This is a genomic window from Streptomyces sp. CB01580 (genome assembly GCF_001905795.1).
Classification (GTDB): Bacteria; Actinomycetota; Actinomycetes; order Streptomycetales; family Streptomycetaceae; genus Streptomyces.
This window is the reverse complement of the sequence record NZ_LIXJ01000014.1, coordinates 156,709-181,265: the sequence shown is the minus strand read 5'-3', so window position 1 is coordinate 181,265 and position 24,557 is coordinate 156,709. Positions and strand designations below refer to the sequence as shown.

Here is a 24,557-nt window from a genome sequence, read left to right as displayed (position 1 = left end):
TGCGGGGCTTTCTCGCGTTCAGAGCGTCTAGTCTCGGACCATGCGCTACGAACTGGTCATCTTCGACAACGACGGGGTGCTCGTGGACAGCGAGCCGATCTCCAACACGATCCTGGCCGAGTACCTCACCGAACTCGGCCACCCCACCTCGTACCAGGAAAGCCTCCGGGACTACATGGGGGCCGCCGTGCACCGCGTGCACGATCTCGTCGAGGAAAGAACGGGCGGGAAGCTGCCCGACGACTTCGACGAGACGTTTCACTCGCGCGTTTTCGCGGCGTTCCGCCAGGAGTTGGTGCCGGTGCCGGGCGTCGAGGACGTGCTGGCGGGGCTCGTCGCCGACGGGGTGGCCTACTGCGTGGCGTCGTCCGGGAGCCATGAGCGGATCCGGGTCGGGCACCTCAAGACCGGGCTGGACCAGTGGTTCGAAGAAGAATGGATCTTCAGCGTGGACGACGTCGGGCGCGGCAAGCCGGCGCCGGACCTGTTCCTGTATGCCGCAGAACGGATGGGCGTCGCCCCCGAGCGGTGCGTCGTCATCGAGGACAGCCCGCTCGGTGTGCAGGCGGCGAAGGCCGCGGGGATGGACGTGTACGGGTTCACGTCGATGATGCCGGCGGACCGGCTCACCGGGGTGACGGGCCTCTTCTCCGACATGAGCCAACTGCGGGAAATGCTCGCGTGATCTCTCTACCCACGGGTAGAAACTGGCCCTACGCTCGCCGCCATGACTGTGGCCATGACAGATGCGCGCCTGCGGAACGGCAGGGCCTCCCTCACGCTGAGCTTCTTCGCGCAGGGAGTGACGTTCGCTCTGCTCGTGACACGGATACCCGCGATCCAGGACCGGTACGGGATATCCGATGGACTGCTGCCGGCGTTTCTGGCCGCGGTGCCGATTCTCGCCGGTGTGGGCAGCGTGATCACCGAGAAGGTGGTCGCGCGGGTGCGGCCGGGCGTCGTACTCAGGTGGGCGCAGCCCGTGGTGATGCTCGCGCTGGTCGCCGCCGGAGCCGGTGACGCGCTGTGGGAAGCGGCGCTCGCGCTCGGGGCGTTCGGGCTCGCCGTCGGGGCGCTCGACGCCTCCATGAACATGATCGGGGTGAGCCTTCAGCGGGCGTACAGGCGTTCCATCATGCTCGGGTTCCACGCCGCGTACAGCCTGGGCGGGATCGCCGGGGCGTCGATGGCGTGGGCCGGGGCGCACTGGGACCTCTCGCTGCTGATGTCGTACCTCCCGGCCGTCGTCGTGCTGCTGCCCGCCGCGTTCGTCGGCAGCCGGTGGTATGCCGAGGGCAGGGCGGCGGCCGAGGGACCGGGGGAGGAAGGGGCCAAGGACACTGCCTCGGTCTCCTTCAAGCTGCTGATGCCGCTCTGTCTCGTCATGAGCTTCGCGTACATCGGGGACTCGACGGTCTCCAACTGGAGCGCGAAGTACCTCCATGACGTGCTGGGGAGTTCGGAGCAGCTGTCGACCGTCCCGTACAACGTCTACATGGTGACGACGCTGCTGGGGAGGACCGTCGGGGACTTCGGGGTGCGGCGGTTCGGGGCCGTGGCCGTGGTGCGGTTCGGGAGCGTGCTGGCGGCCGCCGGGTTCGCCGTGGTCTCGGCTGCCGGCGGGGCGTGGGTCGGGATGCTCGGGTTCACGATGCTGGGGTTCGGGCTGTGCGTGGTCATGCCGCAGACGTTCGTCGCCGCCGGGCGGATGTTCCCCGGCGCGAGCGACACGGCCATCGCTCGGCTCAACGTCTTCAACTATGTGGGCTTCCTGATCGGTTCGCCGCTCGTGGGGGTGCTGGGGGACGCGTGGAGCTACCGCGGGGCGATGCTGGTGCCGATGGTGCTGGTGCTCGCGACGCTCGCGTACGCCAAGTCGTTCGACGCGCCGCCCGCCCGATACGGTGGCGGGCATGAGCGGCCGCACACAGCTGATGTGGGATGACGCAGTCACGGGATACGACTTCGGGGAAGGCCACCCGATGGACCCCGTGCGACTCGCCCTGACGATGGGGCTGGTGCGGGCGTTGGGACTCGACCGCGCCGTGGACGTGGTGGCGGGCAGGCCCGCCGGGGACTCGACCCTGCGCCTGGTGCACCGTGAGGACTACGTGGCGGCCGTGCGCGCGGCCTCCGCCGATCCGGAGCGGGCCGATCAGCGCTATGGACTCGGGACGGTCGACGACCCCGCGTTCCGGGGGATGCACGAGGCGTCGGCGCTGATCGCCGGGCAGTCGGTGGCCGCGGCCGAGGCGGTGTGGCGCGGCGACACCGCGCACGCGGTGAACTTCACCGGCGGGCTGCACCACGCCATGCCGGGCGGTGCGGCCGGGTTCTGCGTCTACAACGACGCGGCGCTCGCCATCGCGCGGATGCTGGAACTGGGCGCCGAGCGGATCGCGTACGTCGACGTCGACGTGCACCACGGCGACGGGGTGCAGGCGGCGTTCGGGGAGGATCCGAGGGTCCTGACCGTGTCGCTGCACGAGCACCCCCGCACCCTCTTCCCTCAGACCGGCTGGCCTCAGGAGACCGGCGTCGGGGCGGGCGAGGGCAGCGCGGTGAACGTGGCGCTGCCCGCCGGCACGGGCGACGCGGGGTGGCTGCGGGCGTTCCACGCGGTGGTGCCGGAACTGCTGGCGGACTTCCGGCCGCAGGTCCTGGTCACGCAGCACGGGGCCGACACGCACTTCGAGGACCCGCTCGCCCACTTCGCGGTGTCGTTGGACGCTCAGCGCGCCGTGATGACGGCCTGTCACGACCTCGCCCACGCCCATGCGGAGGGCGGGCGCTGGATCGCGCTCGGCGGTGGCGGGTACGAGGTGGTCGACGTGGTGCCGCGGTCCTGGGCGCATCTGGTGGGGATCGCCGCGCACACGCCGGTGGATCCCGAGTCGGTGATCCCGTCCTCGTGGCGGGACGAGGTCTACGCGCGGACACGGCGGTTGGGGCCCGCCCGGATGACGGACGGGCGCGCTCCGTCCTGGAAGCCGTGGGAGGAGGGGTACGACCCCGCGGACCGGCTCGACCAGGCGGTGCTGGCGACCCGGCGGGCGGCGTTCCCGCTGCGGGGGCTGCTGGCCTGAGACCCCGTCGTTCCGTGTCGTGGACACGGGAGTTCTCTCGTACGCGTCGAGGTCCGTTACGCCGACCGTGGGGCATCACCCGGCTTTTGGCCCTCCGTTCGGGTGGTTGGGGGAAGCATCGGCGGGGTGTTGAGCACCGGAGCGCTGCGTGCGCATCTGCTGAGGGCCCGGCTGGCCGGTCCCGTGGCCACGACGCGGGAGGCGAGCCTGCGGAGCTATCGGCTCTTCGCGGCCCGTGATCCGCGCATGACGCTCGGCCTCGCTCCCGAGGGGGACTGGGGCGAGCCCGAGCTTCTTCGTCTGATGGCCGACAAGTGCGGGGTCTGTGACGACCCGGCCTTCGTCTCGGGCCCCGACGTGATCGATCCCGAGCGGACCCTGGCAGGGCTGGAGGCGTTCGCCGGGCGGCTGTCGGAGGCCGCGTCGCGACGGTCGCCGGTGTTGTTCGGGACCGGGCACCCGCATCGGCTGCTCGGTTTCTACGCAGCGCTGGCAGACGCCGTGTCGGCGGCGGGATGTCCCGTCCTCACCCCTGCGCAGGGGCGATGTATCGACATAACGACCCGGTTCGGCGTACGTACGTGCCGCCTCGATTACGTACGAGGGGTCGCGATGGTGCGCGAGCCGGGCGCACGGAGTCCCGGCGACGACACCGGCGCACACACCCACTCGCCGCTGCCGGTGCGGGTCGCCCTGGAGGCGGCGGCGGTGGGCAGTGGGCGGCTTCCCGGGCTGGTCGTGGGGGACCACGGATGGGTCTGCGGAGCAGGTCAGCTGGGCATCGAGGCGATCGGGCTGGCTGACACGGACGACCCCGCGCTGTTCGTCGGGGAGGCCGAGGGGCGGGTGTCGGTCGCCGTGCCGCTCGACGACGCCGTAGGGTCCGCCTCCTACCTGCCGCTCACTCGCTATGTACTCAATCGGGCGTGTCTGTCACAGTAGGCGGCCGGTCACCTCTCCTCTTCCCCACTCGCATCACCCGCCCCTAATCTGGGGAGTGAGCGCACAACGACGAAGAGTCACCGGAGGGGAAGCCGGTGCGCGTCTCGTGCGGAAGGTACAGGTGGGTCATGGCTGCTGGCAGCGAAAGGCCTCTCAACGAGGTCAAGTTTCTGACCGTGGCGGAAGTCGCCTCGGTCATGAGGGTGTCGAAGATGACCGTGTACCGTTTGGTGCACAGCGGTCATCTGCCGGCAATCCGGGTGGGCAGGTCCTTCCGGGTTCCGGAGCAAGCGGTTCACGAGTATCTCCGCGAGTCCTTCGTGGGGGTGGAATCCGCCTGATACCGGGGCGGAGTCCACCTGATATTCGCCTCGGATTACGTCCCTCACGCGGTGGCGGGTAGGCTAGGCCGACGTAGGTCGTGTGGGCCCAGACGCCCCGCACCGATCCCCGCTGGCGTGGGGATGTTCCGAGAAGTGAGCGAGGGTAGTCGTGGGCTCTGTTATCAAGAAGCGGCGTAAGCGGATGGCCAAGAAGAAGCACCGCAAGCTGCTCAAGCGCACGCGCGTTCAGCGTCGCAACAAGAAGTAAGCGAACGCGGTTCGTGATTCCGCAGCCCTCCCGCCGAAATGGCGGGAGGGCTGCGGCGCGTTGTGGAGAGGTACCCGCATTCGGGCCAAGAGTCGGAGGAAGCCCGCCGCGAGGTCGTCGCGGGGCGACGTCCACCCGCTACCGTGACGGCCAGGTAGAACCTTTCGACGGAAGGCGCTGATCTTGGGGAAGGTCGTGCTGGTCACGGGAGCGGCCCGGCAGCTGGGCGGCCGTTTCGTGCGGCGCATCCAGGGTGACCCGGAGGTGGACCGGGTGATCGCCGTCGATGCCGTCGCGCCCGGGCACTCGCTGGGCGACGCCCGGTTCGTGGTGGCGGACATCCGTCGGCCCACCATCGCGAGGGTGCTCGCGGAGCACGCGGTCGACACGGTCGTCCATCTGGACGTCTCCGCGAAGTCGGCCGGTACGGGAGGCCGGACCGCGGTCAAGGAGATCAACGTCATCGGCACGATGCAGCTGCTGGGGGCCTGCCAGAAGGCCCCGCGCGTGCGGCGGCTGGTGGTCAAGTCCAGTACGAACGTGTACGGTTCCGCGCCCCGCGATCCGGCCGTCTTCGGCGAGACGACCCCGCCCAAGTCGCTGCCCAGCGGCGGGTTCGCGAAGGACGTGGTGGAGGTCGAGGGGTACGTACGGGGCTTCGCGCGCCGTCGGCCGGACGTCGCCGTGTGCGTGCTCAGGTTCGCGAACATCCTCGGGCCGGAGGCGGATTCGCCGCTCGCCGACTATCTGTCGCTGCCCGTCCTGCCGACGGTGTTCGGGTACGACCCGAGACTTCAGTTCGTGCACGAGGACGATGTCCTCGACGTCCTGGGCATCGCCTCGCGCGAGCCGAGGCGCGGGACGTTGAACAGCGGTACCTTCAACATCGCCGGGGACGGGGTGCTGCTGCTCTCGCAGTGCGCGCGGCGGCTCGGACGGCCGACGATGCCGCTGCTGCTGCCCGCTGTCACCTGGGTCGGCCAGGCGCTGCGCCGGGCCGGCATGACGGACTTCTCGCCGGAGCAGATCCGGCTGCTGACCCACGGGCGGGTGGTGTCGACTGTCCAGATGCGGGAGACCCTGGGGTTCCACCCGGCGTTCACCACCGCGGAGACGTTCGCGGAGTTCGCGCGCGGTCAGGGCCCCGGTCTGCTGCCGCCGGAGGTGGTGGGACGAGCGGTCGACAGGCTGGCCGCCGCACCGTTCATCGGGGCGGCGGGCGGAGCGTCGCGGATCACCGGGGCCGACGGCACATCCCCGGCCCCCGGCGCCGGCAGGCAGTAGAACCCCCGGTACCGGCAGGCAACAGAGGAGCGCATCGACGATGGCGGACGCCAAGGTCATTCCGTTCGACGACGACCGTTCGCGGGCGGGCGGCCCGCCGCGCTCCGCGCGGCGCAGGTCCACCGCGGGCCCCGGGGTCGGCACCGCGGCCGTCAGTGCCCTTCCGGGGCAGCAGGACGCCGAGTCGCCGAGGGAGGAGCCCGACGGATCCGGGCAGGCTCCGGAGCCCGGAGACGGCTGGGAGCGGCAGGTCGCCGCCGGGCTCGCGTTCCTGCGGCGGCGGGTCACCGGCGAGTACGAGGTCGACGAGTTCGGGTACGACGAGGAGCTGACCGACCAGGTCCTCATGTCGATGCTGCGGCCGTTGTACGAGAAGTACTTCCGCGTCGAGGTGCGGGGCATCGAGAACATCCCGTCGGACGGGGGCGCGCTCATCGTGTCCAACCACTCCGGCACGCTGCCGCTCGACGCGCTGATGCTCCAGGTGGCCGTGCACGACAACCACCCGGCGGGGCGGCATCTGCGGCTGCTCGCCGCCGATCTCGTCTTCGTGCTGCCCGTGGTGAGCGAGCTGGCCCGCAAGGCCGGTCACACGCTGGCGTGCACGGAGGACGCGGAGCGGCTGCTGGGCCGGGGCGAGATCGTCGGGGTGATGCCGGAAGGTTTCAAGGGCATCGGCAAGCCGTTCGGCGAGCGGTACAAGCTTCAGCGCTTCGGCCGGGGCGGTTTCGTCTCCACGGCGTTGCGGGCGGGGGTGCCGATCATTCCGTGCTCGATCGTGGGCGCGGAGGAGATCTATCCGATGATCGGCAACTCCCGGACGCTGGCCCGGCTGCTCGGCTTCCCGTACTTCCCGATCACGCCGACGTTCCCCTGGCTGGGCCCGCTGGGAGCGGTGCCGCTGCCGACGAAGTGGACGATCCAGTTCGGAAAACCGATCTCCACGAGCGGGTATCCGATGGAGGCGGCGGACGATCCGATGCTGATGTTCAACCTGACCGATCAGGTGCGCGAGCAGATCCAGCACACCCTGTACAGGCTGCTGGTGCAGCGGAGGTCGGTGTTCTTCTGACGGGCTCTCCCGCCCGGTCCTTCGACAGGTTGCCTTCGCCGGATCCTGTCGAAGGGTCTTTTCGGCGGCTCACCCCTCGATCTCCGGACCGGCTCGGAACGGCCGGCGATCGAGGGGTGAGGGACGGGTCACTCGTCCACGTGCTCGCTGTCGATGCCCAGGCCCGGGAGCAGCCCGGGAAGGAGCGGGGGCAGCGTCACGTCCGGGGCCGGCGGCGGGCTGATCCGGCCGCCGATGGACGGGTCGGTGCGCGGGGGCTGGGTGCCGAACAGTCCGTCCGTGCCACCGGAGAGCAGGCCCTCGGAGGTGGCGCTGCCGGAACCGTCGGACGGGCGTGGCGTGGCGCCGTCGCTCGTTCGGGCGTGGGGGACGTCCGGCGCGGAGGGCGTGGTCCCGTCCGTACGGGACGGGGCCGTGTCCCGTTCCCTGGTGTCGGACCGCTTCGCGTCGTCGCTCCGGTCCGGGCCGCGGGGCAGCAGCGACTGCAGTGGCCCGACTTCCTCGTCTATGGCGTCGAACACCGAGCTGACCTGGTTGCCGACATCGGTCAGCTGCAGTGGCAGCCGGTCGCGCAGGCTGCTCCAGCTCCCGCGGTGCGAGCGGGAGAAGGAATCCAGGGTCTGGATCGGGCCGATGGCGCCGTCCCGTTGATAGGCCGAGCGGAGCAGGCGGTGGCCCTCGGTGGCGTCGTGCGTCATGCCGTTGAGCGTGCGTCGGATCTCACCGAGCTGTTCGTGGTCGAGGTCGCCGGAACGGGCGCGCTCCATCAGACGGCGGGCTTCGCTCAGCCGGGTCGACGCCTGGTCGAGGTAGACCTCGCCGCGGTCGGTGTCGCCGCTGGTCAGCCCGAGATGGATGTCCTCCATGCCGCGCTTGAGCCCGTACAGCGAATCACCCGGCAGGGCGTCGGAACTGGCAGCGGCCACTCCGCCGAAGGCCCCCGCCGCGACACCGACGGTGAGCCCGCCGGCCGCGAGCCCCTTCGACCAGCGCGAACGCGGGCGCAGTTTCCGGAGCGCGGAGGCCCGATGGGCACCCTTCGTGCGCTGCTCGGGCACCGTAGGGCCCGCGGACGCGCCGCCCTCGGCGAACATGGCCTCCATGGCGGCGACGAGCTGGGCTCGCTGCACCACTTTGACTTCGGGATCCAATTCCGGCCGCGGTAGCTCACCGAGGCCGTTCGCCAGGGCCAACAGCGGCCCGTGGTCGGCCTGTTCGGCCGCTTCCTCGGGCTGTGCGGCCGCCTCGTCGCGGGGCGGCTGCTCCTCCAGGGCCTGGGCGAAGGCGTTCGCCCGCCGGTGCGCCGAAACGTTTGCGATCACTGGCGGCACCTCCTCTCGTCATGACGGTCGACTCCCCTGGGTGTCAGGAAGGTTGTACACCTTGAGCGCTTTCACACGAATGAGTGAGTGTCGGCGGACATGGGTGACGACAGGGGGCCTGCAACCGACACAACGAGGGGCGCGGCACTTGGGTTACGCAAGAAGAGTGACCGGACTTTGTGTGAGGAGGGCATCGCCTGGCGTGACGTCGGCGGGTCGGCCGAGCCGGGCGCGCGGCCGGACGAGGGGCTGATCGGGCCGGGACCGGCCGGGTGGGGCGAGTCGTTGATCGGGGGCGTGACCGGGAGGCTTCGTGCGGGACGGCGGGGCCGTTGTGGTGCGGTGGGACGGCTCGGTCGGGCCCGGGTGGTCGGACGGCGGGCTTCGGGAGGGGGGTCAGCGGGCGTCGTCCGGCAGGAGCCGGGCCAGGGTGCGGACGGCGCGATACTGCAGGGTCTTGATCGCGCCCTCGTTCTTCCCCATGACACGGGCGGTCTCGGCGACCGAGAGGCCCTGGAGGAAGCGCAGGGTCACGCACTCCTGCTGTTGAGGGTTGAGCCGCCGTACGGCCTGGAGCAGTGCGGCGTTGGAGAGGGATTCCAGGACGGAGTCCTCCGGGCTGCGCTCGACCTCGTTCGCGTCGAGCATCTCGCCGGTGGTCACCTCCAGGCGGAAGCGGCTGGACTTGAAGTGGTCGGCGACGAGGTTGCGGGCGATCGTGACCAGCCACGCGCCGAAGTCGCGGCCCTGCCAGGTGAACGTCGAGATGCGGCGCAGGGCGCGCAGGAAGGTCTCACTGGTGAGGTCCTCCGCCGTGGCCTTGCCGCCCACGCGGTAGTAGATGTAGCGGTAGACGGTGTCGCTGTACTGGTCGTAGAGGCGGCCGAAGGCTTCGGCCTCGCCGGCCTGCGCGCGCTCGACGAGCTCCATCATGCGCGCGCTGTCGCTGTCGGCGGTGGGACGGCGGACGGTGGACGTGGTTGTTGCGCCGCGGCTGCCGCGTCTTCCGACCGCCGCACCGCGTTCGGCCATGGCGTAGCAGGGGCCGACTGGCGCAGGGGTGGCGAATGCGGGTACGGCGTACGCGGTGGGGACGAAGCCGCGCAAGCGGTTGGCGACCGATGCGCGCAGCGTAGCCAGGCCCGAGGCGTCAACCCCGACGTGTGGGTACACGGGACTCCCAGAGGCAGAGCTTCCATCACGTGCAGTGCGAAACCCTCACTCGTCGTAGTGAGTCAGGGGTTCCGGAATGCGTCTGAGGAGAATAACGCTTCGTACAGACAGTGCTACACCCAGTTGCTCAAATCATCGATTACGTCGCTTCTGTAGCGACTAATCGACGTATCAAGTAGCACATCGTGACCGGTTATTGATCGGATTACTTCGTGATTTGTCTGCGGGGGGAACCGGTTGTGGCCGAGTGGGGGCGTGTCGTCTGGCCGAGGCAGCCGGTGGGTAGGGAGTTCCGATCGTGCCGTGTCCGGGCGCGGCCGGGCGCCGCCCGACGGGCGGTGTCGGCTCGACGAGTGACGAACGGCTGTGCGGCCGACCGGGCGTGTCGGTGTGTCAGCGGCGGCGACGGTGCAGCGCGACGGCGGCGGCCGTGCCGCCCGCGAGGGCGCCGACCCCGGCCGCGGCGGGGATGCCGACCCTGGCCGCCTTGCGGCCCGTCCGGTAGTCCCGCAGCCGCCAGTCGTGGGCGCGGGCGTACTTGCGGAGCTTGGCGTCGGGATTGATCGCGTACGGGTGGCCGACCAGGGACAGCATCGGGATGTCGTTGTGCGAGTCGCTGTACGCGGCGCAGCGGTCGAGGTCGAGGCCCTCGGCGGCGGCCAGGGCGCGGACCGCCTCGGCCTTCGCGGGTCCGTGCAGCGGTTCGCCTACCAGGCGGCCGGTGTAGACGCCGTCGACGGACTCGGCGACCGTGCCGAGCGCGCCGGTCAGGCCGAGGCGGCGGGCGATGATCGTGGCCGTCTCGACGGGGGCGGCGGTGACCAGCCAGACCCGTTGGCCGGCGTCCAGATGGGCCTGGGCGAGGGCGCGGGTGCCGGGCCAGATGCGGTCGGCCATGTATTCGTCGTAGATCTCCTCGCCGATCGCCATCAGCTCGGAGACGCGGTGGCCCTTGACGATGGACAGGGCGCTGTCGCGGGCGTCCTGCATGTGGTCCGGGTCCTCGACGCCGGCCAGCCTGAACCATGTCTGCTGCCAGGCGAAGCGGGTCAGTTCGCGGCGCTGGAAGAACTTGCGCTTGTACAGGCCGCGGCCGAAGTGGAACAGGGCCGCGCCCTGCATGACGGTGTTGTCCAGGTCGAAGAAGGCGGCGGCCCGGTCGTCACCGGCGACGGGGAAGGGGGGTTCCTCGGACTTCTTCTCCTTGCCCGCCCCTTTCTCCTTTTCCTTCCCCTTGTCCCTCTCCGCGTCCTTCTTCGGCTCGGTGGCCTTCGCGTTCTTCGTGGGTTTCGCCGTCTTCGTGCGGCCGGTTTCCCGGGCCTCGGGAACCTCCGCGGCTTCGGGGGCCTCGGCGGCTTCGCGGGCGGCGGTTGCGGAGGGCCGGTCGTCACCGGCGACGGGGTGTTCGCTGCGCAGGGCGGACTTCCGCGCAGCCTCGGCTGCGGCCTCGCCTGCCAGCACGCTCCGTGCTGTCGCGGGGCGTCTACGGGGTGTGAGCCATCCAAGAGCGGCCATGTCGTGAGCATAGCCATGTGCTCGGGCCCTTCCCGACCTGCCGGGATGCCGCGCCGTGAACTCTTGGTCGTTGCTTTGTCGAAGGAGGGACGAAGAGGTGAAGGAGCCGGGAGGGGGTGTGGTCGGCGCTCCGGAGGTCTCGCGGGCGGGACAGGGAGAGGGCGCCGGACGGCATGCCGGGCGGGAGCGCGTCGTGGTGCGGCGCAGAATGAGGGCATGAGCGCCATGTTCCGACGTACGAAGAAGAACCCCGCCGACCGGACGGTGACCCTCGTGGGCAAGCCGGGGTGTCACCTCTGCGACGACGCGAGGGAGGTGGTGCGGGAGGTGTGCGCGCAGACCGGCGCTTCCTGGGAGGAGAAGGACATCACGCAGGACGAGGCGCTGCACCGTGCGTACTGGGAGCAGATCCCGGTCGTCCTGATCGACGGCGAGCAGCACACGTTCTGGCGGGTGGACCCGGGGAGGCTGCGCGACGCGCTGGGCTCGTGAGTGAAACCCGGTTACCATCATGGGCGTTTTGAGTGGTCTCGGGGGAGTGGTAGTGAGGAGTGTGTGCCGCTTTGCCCCCTTCGGGTCTGCAACGGTTTGACGCGGTCCCCGGTTCCGGGATTACGCGACGAAAGCGCGTGACCCCGGTCACGTTGACCGGACAAAACGGACACAATCTTTGTGCACACGTTCACAAAGACATAGCCTGCATTCGACGGGGCGGTCATGCGAAATACGGCCGCCTGCAGCCCCGCTCATACCGCAGGAGCACCGTGGCAACTGGCCGAACTCACCGACCGGCGACCCGTAGCCGAGGGATTCCCGAGGCCACCGTCGCCCGGCTTCCGCTGTATCTGCGCGCGTTGACCGCGCTCTCCGAGCGCTCGGTGCCCACGGTCTCGTCCGAGGAACTCGCCGCGGCGGCGGGGGTCAACTCCGCCAAGCTGCGCAAGGATTTCAGCTACCTCGGCTCCTACGGGACGCGCGGGGTCGGGTACGACGTCGAGTATCTCGTCTACCAGATCTCCCGCGAGCTCGGGCTGACCCAGGACTGGCCGGTCGTGATCGTCGGTATCGGTAACCTCGGCGCGGCGCTCGCCAACTACGGCGGTTTCGCCTCCCGCGGTTTCCGGGTCGCCGCCCTGATCGACGCCGATCCCGCGATGGCCGGGACGCCGGTCGCCGGGATTCCCGTGCAGCACGCCGACGACCTGGAGACGATCGTCCGGGACAACGGGGTGTCGATCGGTGTCATCTCGACCCCGGCCGGTGCCGCCCAGCAGGTCTGCGACCGGCTCGTCGCCGCGGGCGTCACCTCCATCCTGAACTTCGCGCCGACGGTGCTCTCCGTGCCCGACGGCGTCGACGTCCGCAAGGTGGACCTCTCCATCGAGCTCCAGATCCTCGCCTTCCACGAGCAGCGCAAGTCGGTCGAGGACACCGGCGAGGCCGGAGTCGGCCAGAGCACCGCCGGGGTCGCCCAGGACGTGTCCGTGCCGGCCGTGCCGGACGCGGAGGAGGCGCCGGTGCGTCCGGTCGCCGAAGGCCGTAAGGGACCTGACGGGGACATGCCCGCCGTGATGCCGGCATGAGTCTTCTCGTCGTAGGGCTGAGCCACCGCAGCGCCCCCGTCTCCGTACTGGAGCGGGCCTCGCTGGCGGGTGGGACGCAGGCCAAGCTCCTCCAGGACGCGCTCGCCGCCGAGCCCGCGGCCGAGGCCGCCGCGCTGGCCACCTGCAACCGCATCGAGCTGTACGCCGACGTGGACAAGTTCCACGCGGGCGTCGCCGAGCTGTCCACCCTCCTCGCCCAGCACAGCGGCGTGGGTCTGGACGAGCTCACTCCGTATCTCTATGTGCACTACGAGGACCGGGCCGTCCACCACCTCTTCTCGGTGGCGTGCGGGCTGGACTCGATGGTCGTCGGCGAGGGCCAGATCCTCGGACAGATCAAGGACGCGCTGGCACGGGGCCAGCAGCTCCACACCGCGGGACGGCTGCTGAACGACCTGTTCCAGCAGGCGCTGCGGGTCGGCAAGCGCGCCCACAGCGAGACCGGGATCGACCGGGCCGGGCAGTCGCTCGTCACCTTCGGTCTCGAACAGCTCGCGGCGGGCGAGGACGTCGCCGAGTGGGCCCGGGGCAAGCGCGCCCTGGTGATCGGCGCCGGATCGATGTCCTCGCTGGCCGCCGCCACCCTGGCCCGTGCCGGTGTCGCCGAGATCGCCGTCGCCAACCGGACCCGGGCCCGTGCCGAGCGGCTCGTCGAGATCCTGGGCCAGCCCGGCGGCACCGGAGTGGCCGCCCGCGCCGTGGAGATGGCCGCGGTCCCCGGCGAACTGACACGTGCCGACATCGTCGTCTCGTGCACCGGTGCGACGGGCCTGGTGCTGACCGCCGAGGTCGTCGCCGGGGCGCTCGGCCTGCCCCACGAGCCGGTCCGCGCGGCGTCCGCCGGGAAGACCGCGCCCGCCGGGAACGACGGCCCCGTCCGCCTCGCCCTGCTCGACCTCGCCATGCCGCGCGACATCGACGGCGCCGCCGGCCACCTCGACGGGGTGCGCCTCGTCGACATCGAGTCGCTCGCCGAGGCGTCCGCGGACGCCCCGATGGCCTCCGACGTGGACCAGGTGCGCACCATCGTCGCCGACGAGGTGGCCGCTTTCGGTGCCGCCCAGCGGGCCGCCCACATCACCCCGACCGTCGTCGCGCTGCGCGCGATGGCCGCCGACGTGGTCGCGGGCGAGATCGCCCGGCTCGACGGGCGCCTCCCCGGTCTGGACACGAAGCAGCGCGCCGAGATCACGCAGACCGTGCGCCGCGTCGTCGACAAGCTCCTGCACGCGCCCACCGTGCGGGTCAAGCAGCTCGCCAGCGAGCCCGGCGGCGCCGGGTACGCCGACGCGCTCCGAGAACTCTTCGACCTCGACCCGCAGACGGTCGCCGCCGTCTCCCGGGCAGACCTGAACGACCCGAATCGAGGGCGGTCATGACCGACAACTCACCCCTGGGCACGGATGCCGCCAAGCCGCTGAGGCTGGGCACCCGGCGCAGCAAGCTCGCCATGGCGCAGTCCGGCCTGGTCGCCGACGCGGTCAGCGAGGTGACCGGGCGGGCCGTCGAGCTCGTCGAGGTCACCACGTACGGCGACGTCTCCCGCGAGCACCTCTCGCAGATCGGCGGCACCGGCGTGTTCGTCGCCGCGCTGCGCGAGGCGCTGCTGCGCGGCGACGTGGACTTCGCCGTCCACTCGCTCAAGGACCTGCCGACCACCCCGCACGAGGGCCTCGTCCTGGCCGCCGTACCGGTGCGCGAGGACCCGCGCGACGTACTGGTGGCGCGGGACGGGCTGACCCTCGGGCAGCTGCCGTCCGGTGCCCGCATCGGCACCGGCTCGCCGCGCCGCATGGCGCAGCTCAACGCGTACGCCCGCAGCCACGGCCTCGACATCGAGACGGTGCCGATCCGGGGCAACGTCGACACGCGTATCGGATTTGTACGAAGCGGGGAGCTGGACGCGGTGGTACTCGCCGCGGCCGGGCTCAGCCGCCTCGGCCGGACCGGTGAGGCGACCGACTTCCTGTCGCCCGACACCCTTCTGCCCGCTCCCGGCCAGGGAGCACTGGCGATCGAGTGCGCTGCCGGCAGCGCCGACCTCGTCGCCGCGCTCGGAGAGCTCGACGACCCGTACACCCGGGCCGCCGTGACCGCCGAGCGTGCCCTGCTCGCCGCCCTGGAGGCCGGCTGCTCCGCACCCGTGGGTGCGCTGGCGGACCTCCAGGCCGACGGACAGGCTGTCAACGAACTGCGCCTGCGCGGTGTCGTCGGTTCCACCGACGGTTCCTCGCTGGTGCAGATGTCCACCACCGGTCCCGTTCCCACGTCGCAGGACGACGCGGCGGCCCTCGGTCGCGAGCTCGCGGCCGAGATGCTCGCCAAGGGTGCGGCCGGTCTTATCGGGGAGCGAGCACTTTGAGCCCCACCGGCCCCGCCGCATCCGACTTTCCGGCCGTGTCCGCCCACGGGCACGTCACCTTCCTGGGTGCTGGTCCCGGCGATCCGGGACTGCTGACCCTGCGCGCCGTCGAGGCGCTTGCGAGCGCGGACGTTCTTGTCGCCGAGCCGGACGTTCTCGGTGTCGTTCGCTGCCATGCACGGGCAGGCGTGAGCACACCCGAGCTGACGGTCATTGACGCACAGTCAACCGCCGCCGGTGTCCCCGTTCTCAGGGATGCGGTCAATCTTGTCATGGAGGCAGCGAAGGGCGGCAAGCGGGTGGTCCGTGCGGTCCCGGGAGACCCGGGGCTGGACGCGGACGCCGGTGCCGAGATGCTGGCCTGCGCCGCCGCCGGTATCCCCTTCGAGGTCGTGCCGGGCATCGCCGAGGTCGTGGGTGTGCCCGCGTACGCCGGTGTGCCGCTTCGGGACGCGCAGGGCGCGGACGTCCGGTTCGTGGACGCCCGTACCGCCTCGGACCGCTGCTGGGGCGAGGTCGGCGCGAGCGACGCCACGGCCGTCATCTCGACGACGCTCGACTCGGTGGCCGCGGCCGCCGGTGAGCTGGTCGCGGCGGGCCGCAAGCCCGACACCCCGCTGACCGTGACCGTGGCCGGTACGACGACCCGCCAGCGCACCTGGACGGCGACCCTCGGCACGATCGCGCAGGTTCTGAAGCAGGCGAAGGTGTTGCCGTCGCCGGAGGGGCATCGCCCCGTCATAGCCGTGGTCGGTGAGCGCAGCTCCGCCGCCCAGCGCGACCAGCTCGCGTGGTTCGAGTCCAAGCCGCTGTTCGGCTGGAAGGTGCTCGTCCCGCGGACCAGGGAGCAGGCGGCGTCGCTCTCCGACCAGCTTCGTTCGTACGGTGCCGTGCCGCACGAGGTCCCGACGATCGCCGTCGAGCCGCCGCGCACCCCGCAGCAGATGGAGCGCGCGGTCAAGGGCCTGGTCACGGGCCGGTACGAGTGGATCGCCTTCACCAGCGTCAACGCCGTGAAGGCCGTCCGGGAGAAGTTCGAGGAGTACGGGCTCGACGCCCGTGCCTTCGCCGGGATCAAGGTCGCGGCCGTCGGCGAGCAGACCGCCGCCGCGCTCGTCGATTTCGGTGTGAAGCCGGACCTGATGCCCTCCGGTGAGCAGTCCGCCGCGGGTCTGCTGGAGGACTGGCCGCCGTACGACCCCGTCTTCGATCCGATCGACCGGGTCTTCCTGCCGCGCGCCGACATCGCCACCGAGACGCTGGTGGCGGGCCTCATCGAGCTGGGCTGGGAGGTCGACGACGTCACCGCGTACCGCACGGTCCGTGCCTCGCCGCCGCCGGCCGAGACACGTGAGGCGATCAAGGGCGGCGGGTTCGACGCGGTCCTGTTCACCTCGTCGTCGACCGTCCGGAACCTCGTCGGCATCGCGGGCAAGCCGCACAACGTCACGGTCATCGCGTGCATCGGCCCGGCGACGGCGAAGACCGCGGAGGAGCACGGGCTCCGCGTCGACGTGCTGTCGCCGGAACCCTCGGTGCACAAGCTGGCCGAGGCCCTCGCCGAGTTCGGCGCGCGGCGCCGGGAGGCGGCGAAGGAGGCCGGTGACCCGGTGACGCGGCCGAGCGAGCGGCGTCCGGGGGCGCGGCGGCGCCGTTCGACGACGACCTGACGCGTACGAGTACCCGCTTTCGCGCCGACACGTACGAGAACGCCTCTCGCGATGGCGCGGCAGGTGCACGGACCGGGCGGTCCGGCTGCTTCGGCGGCCGGGCCGCCCGTCGCCGTTCCCTGCGTTCGCGGCGTTTCCGGGGCGCTCCGCCCGGCGGCGACGCCACCGGTTTTTCCGGTACAGGTGTCGGTAAACCGGTGATGTGTACGGGTCTAGTCTCGAAGCATGACTGTGTACGGAAACTTCCCCGGCTCCCGCCCCCGGCGGCTGCGGACGACCCCGGCGATGCGGCGCATGGTCGCCGAGACACGGCTCGACGCGGCGGACCTGATCCTGCCCGCGTTCGTACGCGAGGGCGTCGACGCGCCCGTCCCGATCTCGGCCATGCCGGGGGTGTACCAGCACACCCTGGACACGCTGCGGAAGGCCGCCGCCGAGGCGGTGTCGGCGGGCGTCTCCGGGATCATGCTCTTCGGCGTTCCGGCGGACGAGAAGAAGGACGCCCGGGGCACGGCGGGCACCGACCCGAACGGCATCCTCCAGGCCGGTCTGCGGGCGGTGCGCGAGGAGGTCGGTGACGACCTCGTCGTCATGTCGGACCTGTGCCTGGACGAGTACACCGACCACGGTCACTGCGGTGTGCTGACCGCCGACGGCCGGGTCGACAACGACGCGACGCTGGAGCGGTACGCGGAGATGGCCCAGGTCCAGGCCGACGCGGGCGCCCACGTGGTCGGCCCCAGCGGCATGATGGACGGCCAGGTCGGGGTGATCCGGGACGCGCTGGACCGGACGGGCCACGAGGACGTGTCGATCCTCGCGTACACCGCGAAGTACTCCTCGGCGTTCTACGGGCCGTTCCGCGAGGCGGTCGGCTCGTCGCTGAAGGGCGACCGCAAGACGTACCAGCAGGACCCGGCGAACGCCCGCGAGTCCCTGCGCGAGCTGGCGCTCGACCTCGAAGAGGGCGCCGACATGGTCATGGTCAAGCCGGCCGGTCCGTACCTCGACATCCTCGCGAAGGTCGCCGACGCGGTGGACGTGCCGGTCGCCGCGTACCAGATCAGCGGCGAGTACGCGATGATCGAGGCCGCCGCCGAGAAGGGCTGGATCGACCGGGACGCGGCGATCCTGGAGAGCCTGACCGGCATCCGCAGGGCCGGTGCCCAGATGATCCTGACGTACTGGGCGACGGAGGTCGCGCAGCGGCTGGGCGGTCGCTGATCCCGCTGTCTACGCGGGGCCCCCGGGCCCCGCGTTCCAGCCGGTGAGGACGCGGGTCGCGGCTCTGCCGAGCTCGGGGTCCTCGGCGAGGGCGCGCAGCACGTCGGCGCGGGCGTCGCTCGGGCCCGCCTCTTCGAGGGCGGCGAGGGCGTTGTGGCGGACCAGGACGTCTTCGCCGTCGTCGCCTGTGCCGCTGTCCAGCACGGCGGCGGCCAGGGTCTTGTGCACGGCCGGGTCGTCGGCGTAGGAGCCGAGCGCGTGAGCCGCGTACTGGCGGACCAGGTCCTCGTCCAGGTCGTCGAGCGCGGCCAGCAGGGCCCGGGCGACCGTCCGGGCGGTGACGGGATCGGACGGGGACCACAGGCGCAGGATCGTGGCGGCCTCCACCCGGGCCAGGTCGTACTCGTGCGGGTCGGCGACGACGGATGCGAGGAAGGGCGCGGCCTGGACGGCGGTGTCGTCGGTGCCCAGTTCTGCGACGATCGCCCGTCGGCGGTCGTCGTCCGCGGGCAGGGCGCGGAACTCCTCGACGAGGCGGTGGAGATCGCTCGCGGGCTGCGGCATGGGGCGGGGTCCTTCCGGGCTTCGGGAATCCGTCTTGGTCAGGGCCAGTCGACCATGGCCGTGAACACCAGCGTCGCGAGGAGCACGACACCGGGGGCGGCGACTGCGAGGGCGAGACCGGCGGGCGGCCTGCGCCGCCAGAGGACCCAACTCGCCACCAGGGTGATCAGAGCCAGCACCAGACCGCAGGTGAACACCGTCCACGCAGGCTTGAAGCTCGCGTCGAACCGGTGGGCCTCGGCTCCGTTGCAGGGGTCGCAGGCCATGGGCGAGAACCCGGCGTACATCAGTGCCACGCACGCCAGCGGAAGCGTCACGACCGTGGAGAGCAGCGAGGCGATCCAGGTGCGCGGCGGGCGGGGCGCGGTGATGTCGTCCATGAGATTCTCGGTCATGCGTACGAGTCAACGCGGCTTCCTCGTGGGGTACATGAGTGCGCGTACTCAGCGCGGCGCCGGGGGAACGGACGGGATGCGCAGGCAGAAAGCGCGGGCCGGGGAGTGCGGGCCGGGGTCCGCCGCGCCCCCCGCGTCAGGTCCGTATCCGCCGGGCGACAACCCCGCGCGGGAAGGCGAAGAAGAAGCGAAACGCGAAATTCGGTGAGGTTTTTCTCGCCCGAATCGAATGCCGGAAACCTGAGGGCGATTTCTTTCTTTTGTTGCCCCTGTGGCGGGAGTGGGGCGGCAAGAAGCCATCCGGTGAGCGGCTCTCGGGCCGGGGTGCGGCCGGGGAAGTTGCCGTCGGCGCTCCCTTGGCAGCTTCCCCACGGACTGGCTCGCGCAGCCAGAGCCATCCATGCTGACCTGCGCGGATGCCTCCTACTGCCCCGGTGGCATCGGGTCGATTGCTGTGCCATCGAACGTGAGATCCTTGGTCGGCCCACACTCGTCGCAGTGCGGGCCGTCCATGCCCCGGCCCCAACGGATCCTGGGCATATTGCCGCATAGGTGGACATATGGGACCTGGCTCGCTACCTTCGAGTAGAAGGCGTCAAAGCTGCGCAGTTGCAGGCATGCAGCGCAATTGGCGTTCGGAAGCCGGAATCCACCGGCCCTCTCATGGTGCCCAGCGCACAACACCCAGTGCAGAATCCATTCCCTGGCTCGCGACGCATGCATCTGCGTCCGGCCAGGTCCAAGGCGCCATCCACGCGTATTGACCTCGAGAAAGGGGATAGCTATGCGTGCAAAGCACATCATCGCTCTGGCGAGCCCCCTCGTCGCAGCAGCCGTGGCCCTCTCGCCGGCGGCGATGTCGCAGGCCGCGGCCGCCACCACGGACACCTCGGCAACGACAGCCTCCGACATCGAGCGTTTTTCCATGGACGATGCCTCCGAGGGCCAGGCCAAGGGCGCGACGGACGGCAAGCGCGACGGTCTCACCGACAAGTGCGACTATCGCCACTCGTACGCTCCGGCGAAGGCGACGGAGGAGTACAGGGACGCGTACTCGCTCGCGTACCGGACCAACTACGACACCTACTGCAGCGATGAGGCGCCCACCACGCCGCCTCCGGGGGTCAACGACGCCGCCGAGGGTCAGGCCAAGGGCGCGAGGGACGGCAAGCGCGACGGTCTCACCGACAAGTGCGACTATCGCCACTCGTACGCTCCGGCGAAGGCGACGGAGGAGTACAGGGACGCGTACTCGCTCGCGTACCGGACCAGCTACGACACCTACTGCTAGTCAGGGGTGCGGTCGGCAACTCCCAAGAAGATCAATGGCTGTGACTGGCGGTGAGCTGGTCACGGCCATTGGTCTGGCCACAGTCGGGAACACGCCGCCGCCTCGGCGCAGAGCGCCGGATTCCGCAGCTTGACCGTGGAGCCCGACCCACATGTCGAAGGGTTCTGTCCGCGCATGGGAACCGAGCGCATCGGCGCCCGGGAGGCGGCCCGGGGCGGGTGCTTCCGGTGCTGCGGGCCGCCTTCGACGTGGCCGACGCGGCCGACGCGGTGTGACATCGCCCGGGTCGGAGCGGGCTCCGTCCCGGGCGGGCGCGGGTGGGTCTACGGGTGGGCGTGGGCGGGCCGGCCGGGTCAGTCCCACCAGAACGACCAGGTGGACTGGTCGAGCAGGTTGCTCCTGGCGTAGTCGTCGAGGTCGTAGGGCGGGTTCTGGTTGATGTTGTCCGGGCAGAACGCGAAGTGCTCGGCGGCGAGCGCCCGCGCCTCGTCCAGAGTGGTGGGCGGGCGGCCGACGGTGACGGTGAGGGTGTCGAAGCCGAGCATCAGGACCCGTATGTCGTAGCGGTCCTCCCAGGAGCGGAGCACCGCGCTGAGCCTGGCCACGTCGTTCTCGTAGTTGAGCGGGCCCGACCAGCCGATCGCCGCGAGGATGTCCGCGCTGCGCCGGGCCGGGACGAGCGCCGCCCGTACGCTCGGGAACCAGCCCTCCGGGCCGGTGCACATGTCGGCCATCTCGGCGGCCAGGCCATCGGGGGACTGGGCGGAGGGGGCGCCAGGGGCGGGGGCCAGGCCCGGCCATTCGGCGTGTGCGGCGTCGAGTTCTTCGGGCGCGCACTCGGCCCAGTAATTGGCCAGCACCTCGTCGGCGTCGTGATCGCCCGGGTACGAGGTGTCCTCCGGGACGAGGTCCCAGTCCTCGGGCCACGCGTCGCGCCGCCCGCCGTCGATCAGCACGGGCAGCAGCCCGAGGGGCCGCCCGGCCGCGCGCAGCCGGGACCAGTCCCCGGGGACCACGGGCGCGTCGGTGTACCAGAGCAGCGGTTCGTGCCAGGTGCCGTCGATCGTGGCATCCACCAGCGAGCCGGGCGGGAGCTGGAGCCCTGAAGCGGCCAGGGACGGGAGCGGGTTCGGGAGCGTCGCCATGGTGCCGAGCGTACGGGTGGCCACTGACATCGACGGTGGTACGCGGTTCCGGAGCACGCCGCGCGACCGCGAGGGCCGGGGCGGTGTGCGTCCGGTCCGGGTGCCGCCGGCTCGGGGCGCGTCCGGTCCGGCACATGAGCGTTCGGCGTGCGGTCTACGGGCGCGCGTCGCGCACGAGGGCGAACACCGCGCGCGCCGCCGTGCCGTCGGGCAGTGGCCAGCCCGCGGTGACCTGGCCCAGGGCCGCCCGTTCGTCGGTCTCCTGGCCCGGCCGCAGCACGCGGTTGATGTGGATGGCCAGCTGACGGCCGTCGGCCGCCGCCTCGTCGTCGGCCGCCGTTTCCACGAGGAGATCCGTGCCGTCCGGGTCGTCGGACACGGTCGTGGAGGTGATCGCGGATGTGACGACCGACTCGGCGAACGAGGCGGTGACCGAGGGGTCGGGGGTGTGGCTGATGCTCTGCATCTGCGGTTCGGCCTCGCCGATGACGAGCGCGAACAGTTGCGCGACGAGTACCGGATCACGCGTGCCGTCGTACACCCACCGAGTTCCCAGCTCACCGTGCTCGGTGGTGCCGATCAGGGCTTCGTCGGCGCCCGCGATCGGGGCGCCGTGATAGCTGAACGGCACCTGGTACGTGACGGGTTCATCCTCCGAGGTGTCGGTGACGGCCATGAACTCGATGCCGACCTCCCCGTCGGGGTCGTCCAGCCGGAACCCGCCGGACTTCACCAGTTCGGGCCGGCCCTTGCCTCGGTACCAGGGCTGGGCGGGCAGCCAGGTGGTGAGGAGTTCCAGCTTGGTGGGCGTCAGTGTGGTGCGGTGGATGAATGCCATGGCCGTTGGGGCCTCTCCCGTGGGGTCAGTCGGTTCGCCGGTCGGCGGCGAAGCCGGCGAAGGCTGCCCAGGTGGTGGGGGTGATGGTGAGGATGGGGCCTTCGGGGTTCTTGGAGTCGCGGATGTGGATGGCGGCGGGGTGGGCGGCCACCTCGACGCACTGCCCGCCCTCGTCGCCGCTGTAGCTCGACTTGCGCCAGTCGTAGGCGACTTCGAGGCAGGCGCCCCCCTCGTCGCCGCTGTAGCTGGACTTGAACCACTCAAGTGTGCTGCTCATCGCTCTCCCAGCAGACGGTCCAACAGGCCCACGGTGTCTTTGGGGCTGAGGGCCTGGGCTCGCAGCATCGCATATTTCTGAGCGAGGATGCTGGTCTCGTCGGGGTCGGAGACGAGCAGACTGCCGCGCTGGGTCTCGGAGTAGGCGATGTGCTGGAAGTCCGGAGTCTCCAGCAGGGTGAAGGGGCCGTTGAGGCCCGCGTGGGTACGGCTGTTCAGTGGCAGCACCTGGAAGCAGATGCCGGGGAGCCCGGCACAGGCCCGCAGATGGCGGAGCTGTTCCATGTGCGCCTCGTCGTCGACGAGTTGGAGCGTCAGGACCGGTTCCCAGACGACGAAGCTGATGGTCGGGGGCGAGGAGCGGCGCAGGATTTCCTGGCGCTGGAGGCGGGCCTCCGTCTGGTTCGCGATCTCCTCCTCGCTGAAGACCGGGACGCGGTTGCGGAAGACCGCTTCGGCGTACGGGGCTGTCTGGAGCAGCCCCGGCAGCACCTGGTTGTCGTACCAGGACAGCGCGAGCGCGTCATGCTCCAGATCCAGGTACTGCTCGGCCCATGCCGGGATCAGGTCCACCTCCGGCAGGTTGCCCACCGCCATCTCCAGCGCGCCCTTGGTGCCGAGCAACTGGTCGAGGTGGCTTGCCAGATCGGGCAGGAGCGAGCGCCTGCCCTGCTCGATGGAGGCGATCGTGTCGACCTGATGGCCCACACGGTCCGCGAGTTGGGCTTGGGTCAGGCCGTTCGCGATGCGGTACAGGCCGACGAGCTTGCCCACGAGTTTCATTGCCGACGCGTTCTTGCGCTGCCGCTTCCTGGGGTGCATATGAACCGAACTCCCACCGTTGTGCGTACGTCACGCGCGCACGACCCGTACAACGAAGGAGTACGGATGCGCATACTGTGGCAGCGTAGTCACAGAGTGTGACTCTCGTTCCATGAATGAGACGATGCAACTCTCGTTGCTGCGCGAGCGGTTCTGTCGGCGTGAGCGCCGATCGGTCCCCGCAGCCCGGGAGTTCGTGCGAGCCGCCGTGGCCGACTGGGGGTTCGGGGCGCGGCTGGACGACGTACTGCTGTGCGTGAGCGAGCTGGCCACCAATGCGCTGATGCACGGAGTGTCCCCCGGGCGTGGGTACTTGGTGCGTCTGTTGCTGAGGGAGGGCGGGGCGGCCCTGCGGGTGGAAGTGCATGACAGCGGGAGCGGAGAGCCCGCGGTGCGGGAGCCGGGGCCCGGACCGGCAAGGGAGTCGGGGCGGGGGCTGCTGATCGTCGCGGCGGTGGCCGACCGGTGGGGAGTGGGGGAGCGGGACCCGGGCAAGGTCGTGTGGTGCGAGTTCGGGGCGTGTGGGGAGGGGCCCGGTCCAGGCAGCGGAACGCTCGGGGCAGCCGCATACAGTGAGGCGTGACCAGCATCGATGAACCCATGACGGAATCCGGGCGGACGCGGGAGTGGGAGCGGGAGCGGAAGGTTCCGCTCGGCGTGAGGAACTTCCGTGACGCCGGGGGCATGGGCACGTTGTCCACGGGCGTGCTGTTCCGCTCCGCCGCGCTGCACGCTCTCGCCCCGGAGGACGAGGGCGCTCTGCGGCGGCTGGGGCTGCGGACGATCGTGGACCTGCGCAGCAACCCGGAGGTGGCGGAGCGGCCGGACGCCGTCGAAGTGGTGCGTGGGGGGTACGCGAGGTACCTGCACGTACCCGTCTTCGAGGAGCGGCGTTGGCCTGCGGACCAGAGGGAGCTCTATCCGCTGATGGCCGAGCGCGCCGGGAAGGCGGCGGTGGCGGTCGTGCGGCAACTGCTCGCGGGCGACGGCGCCCCGGTGCTGGTCCATTGCGCCTCGGGCAAGGACCGGACGGGGGTCGTCGTCGCGGTCGTGCAGACCCTGATGGGCGCCTCCGAGGAGGAGGTTCTCCAGGGCTTCCTGCGCTCGAACACGGAACTCGGCCTGGTCGCAGGCCCTCCGGCCGCCGGGGCGACGGTGGCCCATGGGTCCCTGCCCGTGGCCGCCGCGCATCTGGAACGGGCCATGCTGTGGATCCGGAGCCATCACGGTTCGGTCCACCGGTACCTCGTCGCCCACGGTCTGGACGCCTCGGAGCTGTCCGCCGTGCGGGGAGCGTTCTGAGGGGCCCGTTCCACCGTTCCGAGAACGAGAAGCGGCGGAACGGGGCGGCCCGTCAGTGTCCGCAGCCGGACCTGGGGGT

26 protein-coding genes are annotated in these 24,557 nt (G+C 70.9%); 17 read left to right on the top strand and 9 right to left on the bottom strand.

From position 1 onward, the window contains the following. Nucleotides 1-40 precede the first annotated feature (40 nt). The 8 genes from AMK22_RS21255 to AMK22_RS21220 all read left to right on the top strand — a co-directional run bounded on the left by AMK22_RS21255 (nt 41) and on the right by AMK22_RS21220 (nt 6,975). Nucleotides 41-685, top strand: a complete 645-nt coding sequence (locus AMK22_RS21255; RefSeq protein WP_073787246.1) for an HAD family hydrolase — start codon at nt 41-43, stop codon at nt 683-685. Nucleotides 686-739: 54 nt separating this feature from the next. After that, the gene (locus AMK22_RS21250; RefSeq protein ID WP_199883284.1) at nt 740-1,945 is read left to right on the top strand and encodes an MFS transporter; all 1,206 of its coding nucleotides are present in this window, start codon (nt 740-742) and stop codon (nt 1,943-1,945) included. Then, nucleotides 1,914-3,086, top strand: coding sequence for an acetoin utilization protein AcuC (locus tag AMK22_RS21245; protein ID WP_073787244.1), 1,173 nt, complete (start codon nt 1,914-1,916; stop codon nt 3,084-3,086). Before AMK22_RS21250 ends, AMK22_RS21245 begins: the two co-directional genes overlap by 32 nt. A gap of 126 nt (nt 3,087-3,212) precedes the next feature. Next, nucleotides 3,213-4,028: a phosphatase gene (locus tag AMK22_RS21240; protein WP_073787242.1), complete on the top strand. Its 816-nt coding sequence runs from the start codon at nt 3,213-3,215 to the stop codon at nt 4,026-4,028. Nucleotides 4,029-4,156: 128 nt separating this feature from the next. Then, nucleotides 4,157-4,369, top strand: a complete 213-nt coding sequence (locus AMK22_RS21235) for a helix-turn-helix domain-containing protein (protein ID WP_014046653.1) — start codon at nt 4,157-4,159, stop codon at nt 4,367-4,369. A 151-nt stretch (nt 4,370-4,520) separates the two neighbouring features. Beyond that, a complete protein-coding gene (locus tag AMK22_RS21230) occupies nt 4,521-4,619 on the top strand; it encodes a 30S ribosomal protein bS22 (RefSeq protein WP_003948845.1) in 99 nt (32 codons plus the stop codon). A 183-nt stretch (nt 4,620-4,802) separates the two neighbouring features. Further along, nucleotides 4,803-5,903 (top strand): NAD-dependent epimerase/dehydratase family protein, encoded by a 1,101-nt coding sequence (locus tag AMK22_RS21225; RefSeq protein WP_073787240.1) that lies wholly within the window; start codon nt 4,803-4,805, stop codon nt 5,901-5,903. A gap of 40 nt (nt 5,904-5,943) precedes the next feature. Next, entirely contained in the window at nt 5,944-6,975 is a 1,032-nt protein-coding gene (locus AMK22_RS21220; RefSeq protein WP_073787238.1) for a lysophospholipid acyltransferase family protein, read from the top strand. A 128-nt stretch (nt 6,976-7,103) separates the two neighbouring features. Here the strand turns inward: AMK22_RS21220 and AMK22_RS21215 are convergent, their stop codons facing one another. The 3 genes from AMK22_RS21215 to AMK22_RS21205 form a co-directional block, all read right to left on the bottom strand. After that, entirely contained in the window at nt 7,104-8,297 is a 1,194-nt protein-coding gene (locus AMK22_RS21215) for a DUF5667 domain-containing protein (RefSeq protein WP_073787236.1), read from the bottom strand. 396 nt (nt 8,298-8,693) lie between these two features. Beyond that, a complete protein-coding gene (locus AMK22_RS21210; protein WP_073787234.1) occupies nt 8,694-9,470 on the bottom strand; it encodes an ECF subfamily RNA polymerase sigma factor, BldN family in 777 nt (258 codons plus the stop codon). Between the two features lie 393 nt (nt 9,471-9,863). Continuing rightward, entirely contained in the window at nt 9,864-10,985 is a 1,122-nt protein-coding gene (locus AMK22_RS21205; protein ID WP_073787232.1) for an HAD family hydrolase, read from the bottom strand. Nucleotides 10,986-11,201: 216 nt separating this feature from the next. On the opposite strand from AMK22_RS21205, the gene AMK22_RS21200 reads away from it, so the two are divergent. The 6 genes from AMK22_RS21200 (at nt 11,202) to hemB (ending at nt 17,845) form a co-directional block, all read left to right on the top strand. Next, nucleotides 11,202-11,477 (top strand): glutaredoxin family protein, encoded by a 276-nt coding sequence (locus tag AMK22_RS21200; RefSeq protein ID WP_073787230.1) that lies wholly within the window; start codon nt 11,202-11,204, stop codon nt 11,475-11,477. Between the two features lie 272 nt (nt 11,478-11,749). Next, nucleotides 11,750-12,568, top strand: coding sequence for a redox-sensing transcriptional repressor Rex (locus AMK22_RS21195; RefSeq protein WP_073787228.1), 819 nt, complete (start codon nt 11,750-11,752; stop codon nt 12,566-12,568). Continuing rightward, on the top strand, nt 12,565-13,968 hold the full coding sequence (locus AMK22_RS21190) for a glutamyl-tRNA reductase (RefSeq protein ID WP_073787226.1): 1,404 nt from the start codon (nt 12,565-12,567) through the stop codon (nt 13,966-13,968). Before AMK22_RS21195 ends, AMK22_RS21190 begins: the two co-directional genes overlap by 4 nt. Then, nucleotides 13,965-14,951 (top strand): hydroxymethylbilane synthase, encoded by a 987-nt coding sequence (hemC, locus tag AMK22_RS21185; RefSeq protein ID WP_073787224.1) that lies wholly within the window; start codon nt 13,965-13,967, stop codon nt 14,949-14,951. Before AMK22_RS21190 ends, hemC begins: the two co-directional genes overlap by 4 nt. Beyond that, nucleotides 14,948-16,621, top strand: a complete 1,674-nt coding sequence (locus AMK22_RS21180) for a uroporphyrinogen-III synthase (protein WP_073787222.1) — start codon at nt 14,948-14,950, stop codon at nt 16,619-16,621. Before hemC ends, AMK22_RS21180 begins: the two co-directional genes overlap by 4 nt. Nucleotides 16,622-16,846: 225 nt before the next feature. After that, complete coding sequence (gene hemB, locus AMK22_RS21175; RefSeq protein WP_199883279.1) at nt 16,847-17,845, top strand: porphobilinogen synthase; 999 nt, start codon at nt 16,847-16,849, stop codon at nt 17,843-17,845. 9 nt (nt 17,846-17,854) lie between these two features. On the opposite strand, the gene AMK22_RS21170 is transcribed toward hemB, so the two are convergent. Then, nucleotides 17,855-18,409 carry a hypothetical protein gene (locus AMK22_RS21170; protein WP_073787218.1) on the bottom strand — a complete coding sequence of 185 codons (555 nt, stop codon included), beginning with the start codon at nt 18,407-18,409 and terminating at the stop codon, nt 17,855-17,857. Nucleotides 18,410-18,447: 38 nt separating this feature from the next. Next, nucleotides 18,448-18,804 carry a hypothetical protein gene (locus AMK22_RS21165; protein ID WP_073787216.1) on the bottom strand — a complete coding sequence of 119 codons (357 nt, stop codon included), beginning with the start codon at nt 18,802-18,804 and terminating at the stop codon, nt 18,448-18,450. Nucleotides 18,805-19,588: 784 nt separating this feature from the next. Between AMK22_RS21165 and AMK22_RS21160 the strand changes: the two genes are divergently transcribed. Further along, on the top strand, nt 19,589-20,095 hold the full coding sequence (locus AMK22_RS21160) for a hypothetical protein (protein ID WP_073787214.1): 507 nt from the start codon (nt 19,589-19,591) through the stop codon (nt 20,093-20,095). 353 nt (nt 20,096-20,448) lie between these two features. Here the strand turns inward: AMK22_RS21160 and AMK22_RS21155 are convergent, their stop codons facing one another. The 4 genes from AMK22_RS21155 to AMK22_RS21140 all read right to left on the bottom strand — a co-directional run bounded on the left by AMK22_RS21155 (nt 20,449) and on the right by AMK22_RS21140 (nt 23,137). After that, a complete protein-coding gene (locus AMK22_RS21155; RefSeq protein ID WP_073787280.1) occupies nt 20,449-21,240 on the bottom strand; it encodes a DUF4253 domain-containing protein in 792 nt (263 codons plus the stop codon). Between the two features lie 154 nt (nt 21,241-21,394). Then, on the bottom strand, nt 21,395-22,078 hold the full coding sequence (locus tag AMK22_RS21150; protein WP_073787212.1) for a maltokinase N-terminal cap-like domain-containing protein: 684 nt from the start codon (nt 22,076-22,078) through the stop codon (nt 21,395-21,397). 25 nt (nt 22,079-22,103) lie between these two features. Then, nucleotides 22,104-22,355, bottom strand: coding sequence for a DUF397 domain-containing protein (locus tag AMK22_RS21145; protein ID WP_073787210.1), 252 nt, complete (start codon nt 22,353-22,355; stop codon nt 22,104-22,106). Beyond that, nucleotides 22,352-23,137, bottom strand: coding sequence for a helix-turn-helix domain-containing protein (locus tag AMK22_RS21140; protein ID WP_073787208.1), 786 nt, complete (start codon nt 23,135-23,137; stop codon nt 22,352-22,354). The genes AMK22_RS21145 and AMK22_RS21140 overlap by 4 nt, the downstream gene beginning before the upstream one ends. A 151-nt stretch (nt 23,138-23,288) precedes the next feature. Between AMK22_RS21140 and AMK22_RS21135 the strand changes: the two genes are divergently transcribed. Together AMK22_RS21135 and AMK22_RS21130 are read left to right on the top strand one after the other, a co-directional pair. Then, entirely contained in the window at nt 23,289-23,759 is a 471-nt protein-coding gene (locus AMK22_RS21135) for an ATP-binding protein (protein WP_079186310.1), read from the top strand. Then, entirely contained in the window at nt 23,756-24,478 is a 723-nt protein-coding gene (locus AMK22_RS21130; protein ID WP_242434077.1) for a tyrosine-protein phosphatase, read from the top strand. Before AMK22_RS21135 ends, AMK22_RS21130 begins: the two co-directional genes overlap by 4 nt. The last annotated feature ends 79 nt before the right edge of the window (nt 24,479-24,557 follow it).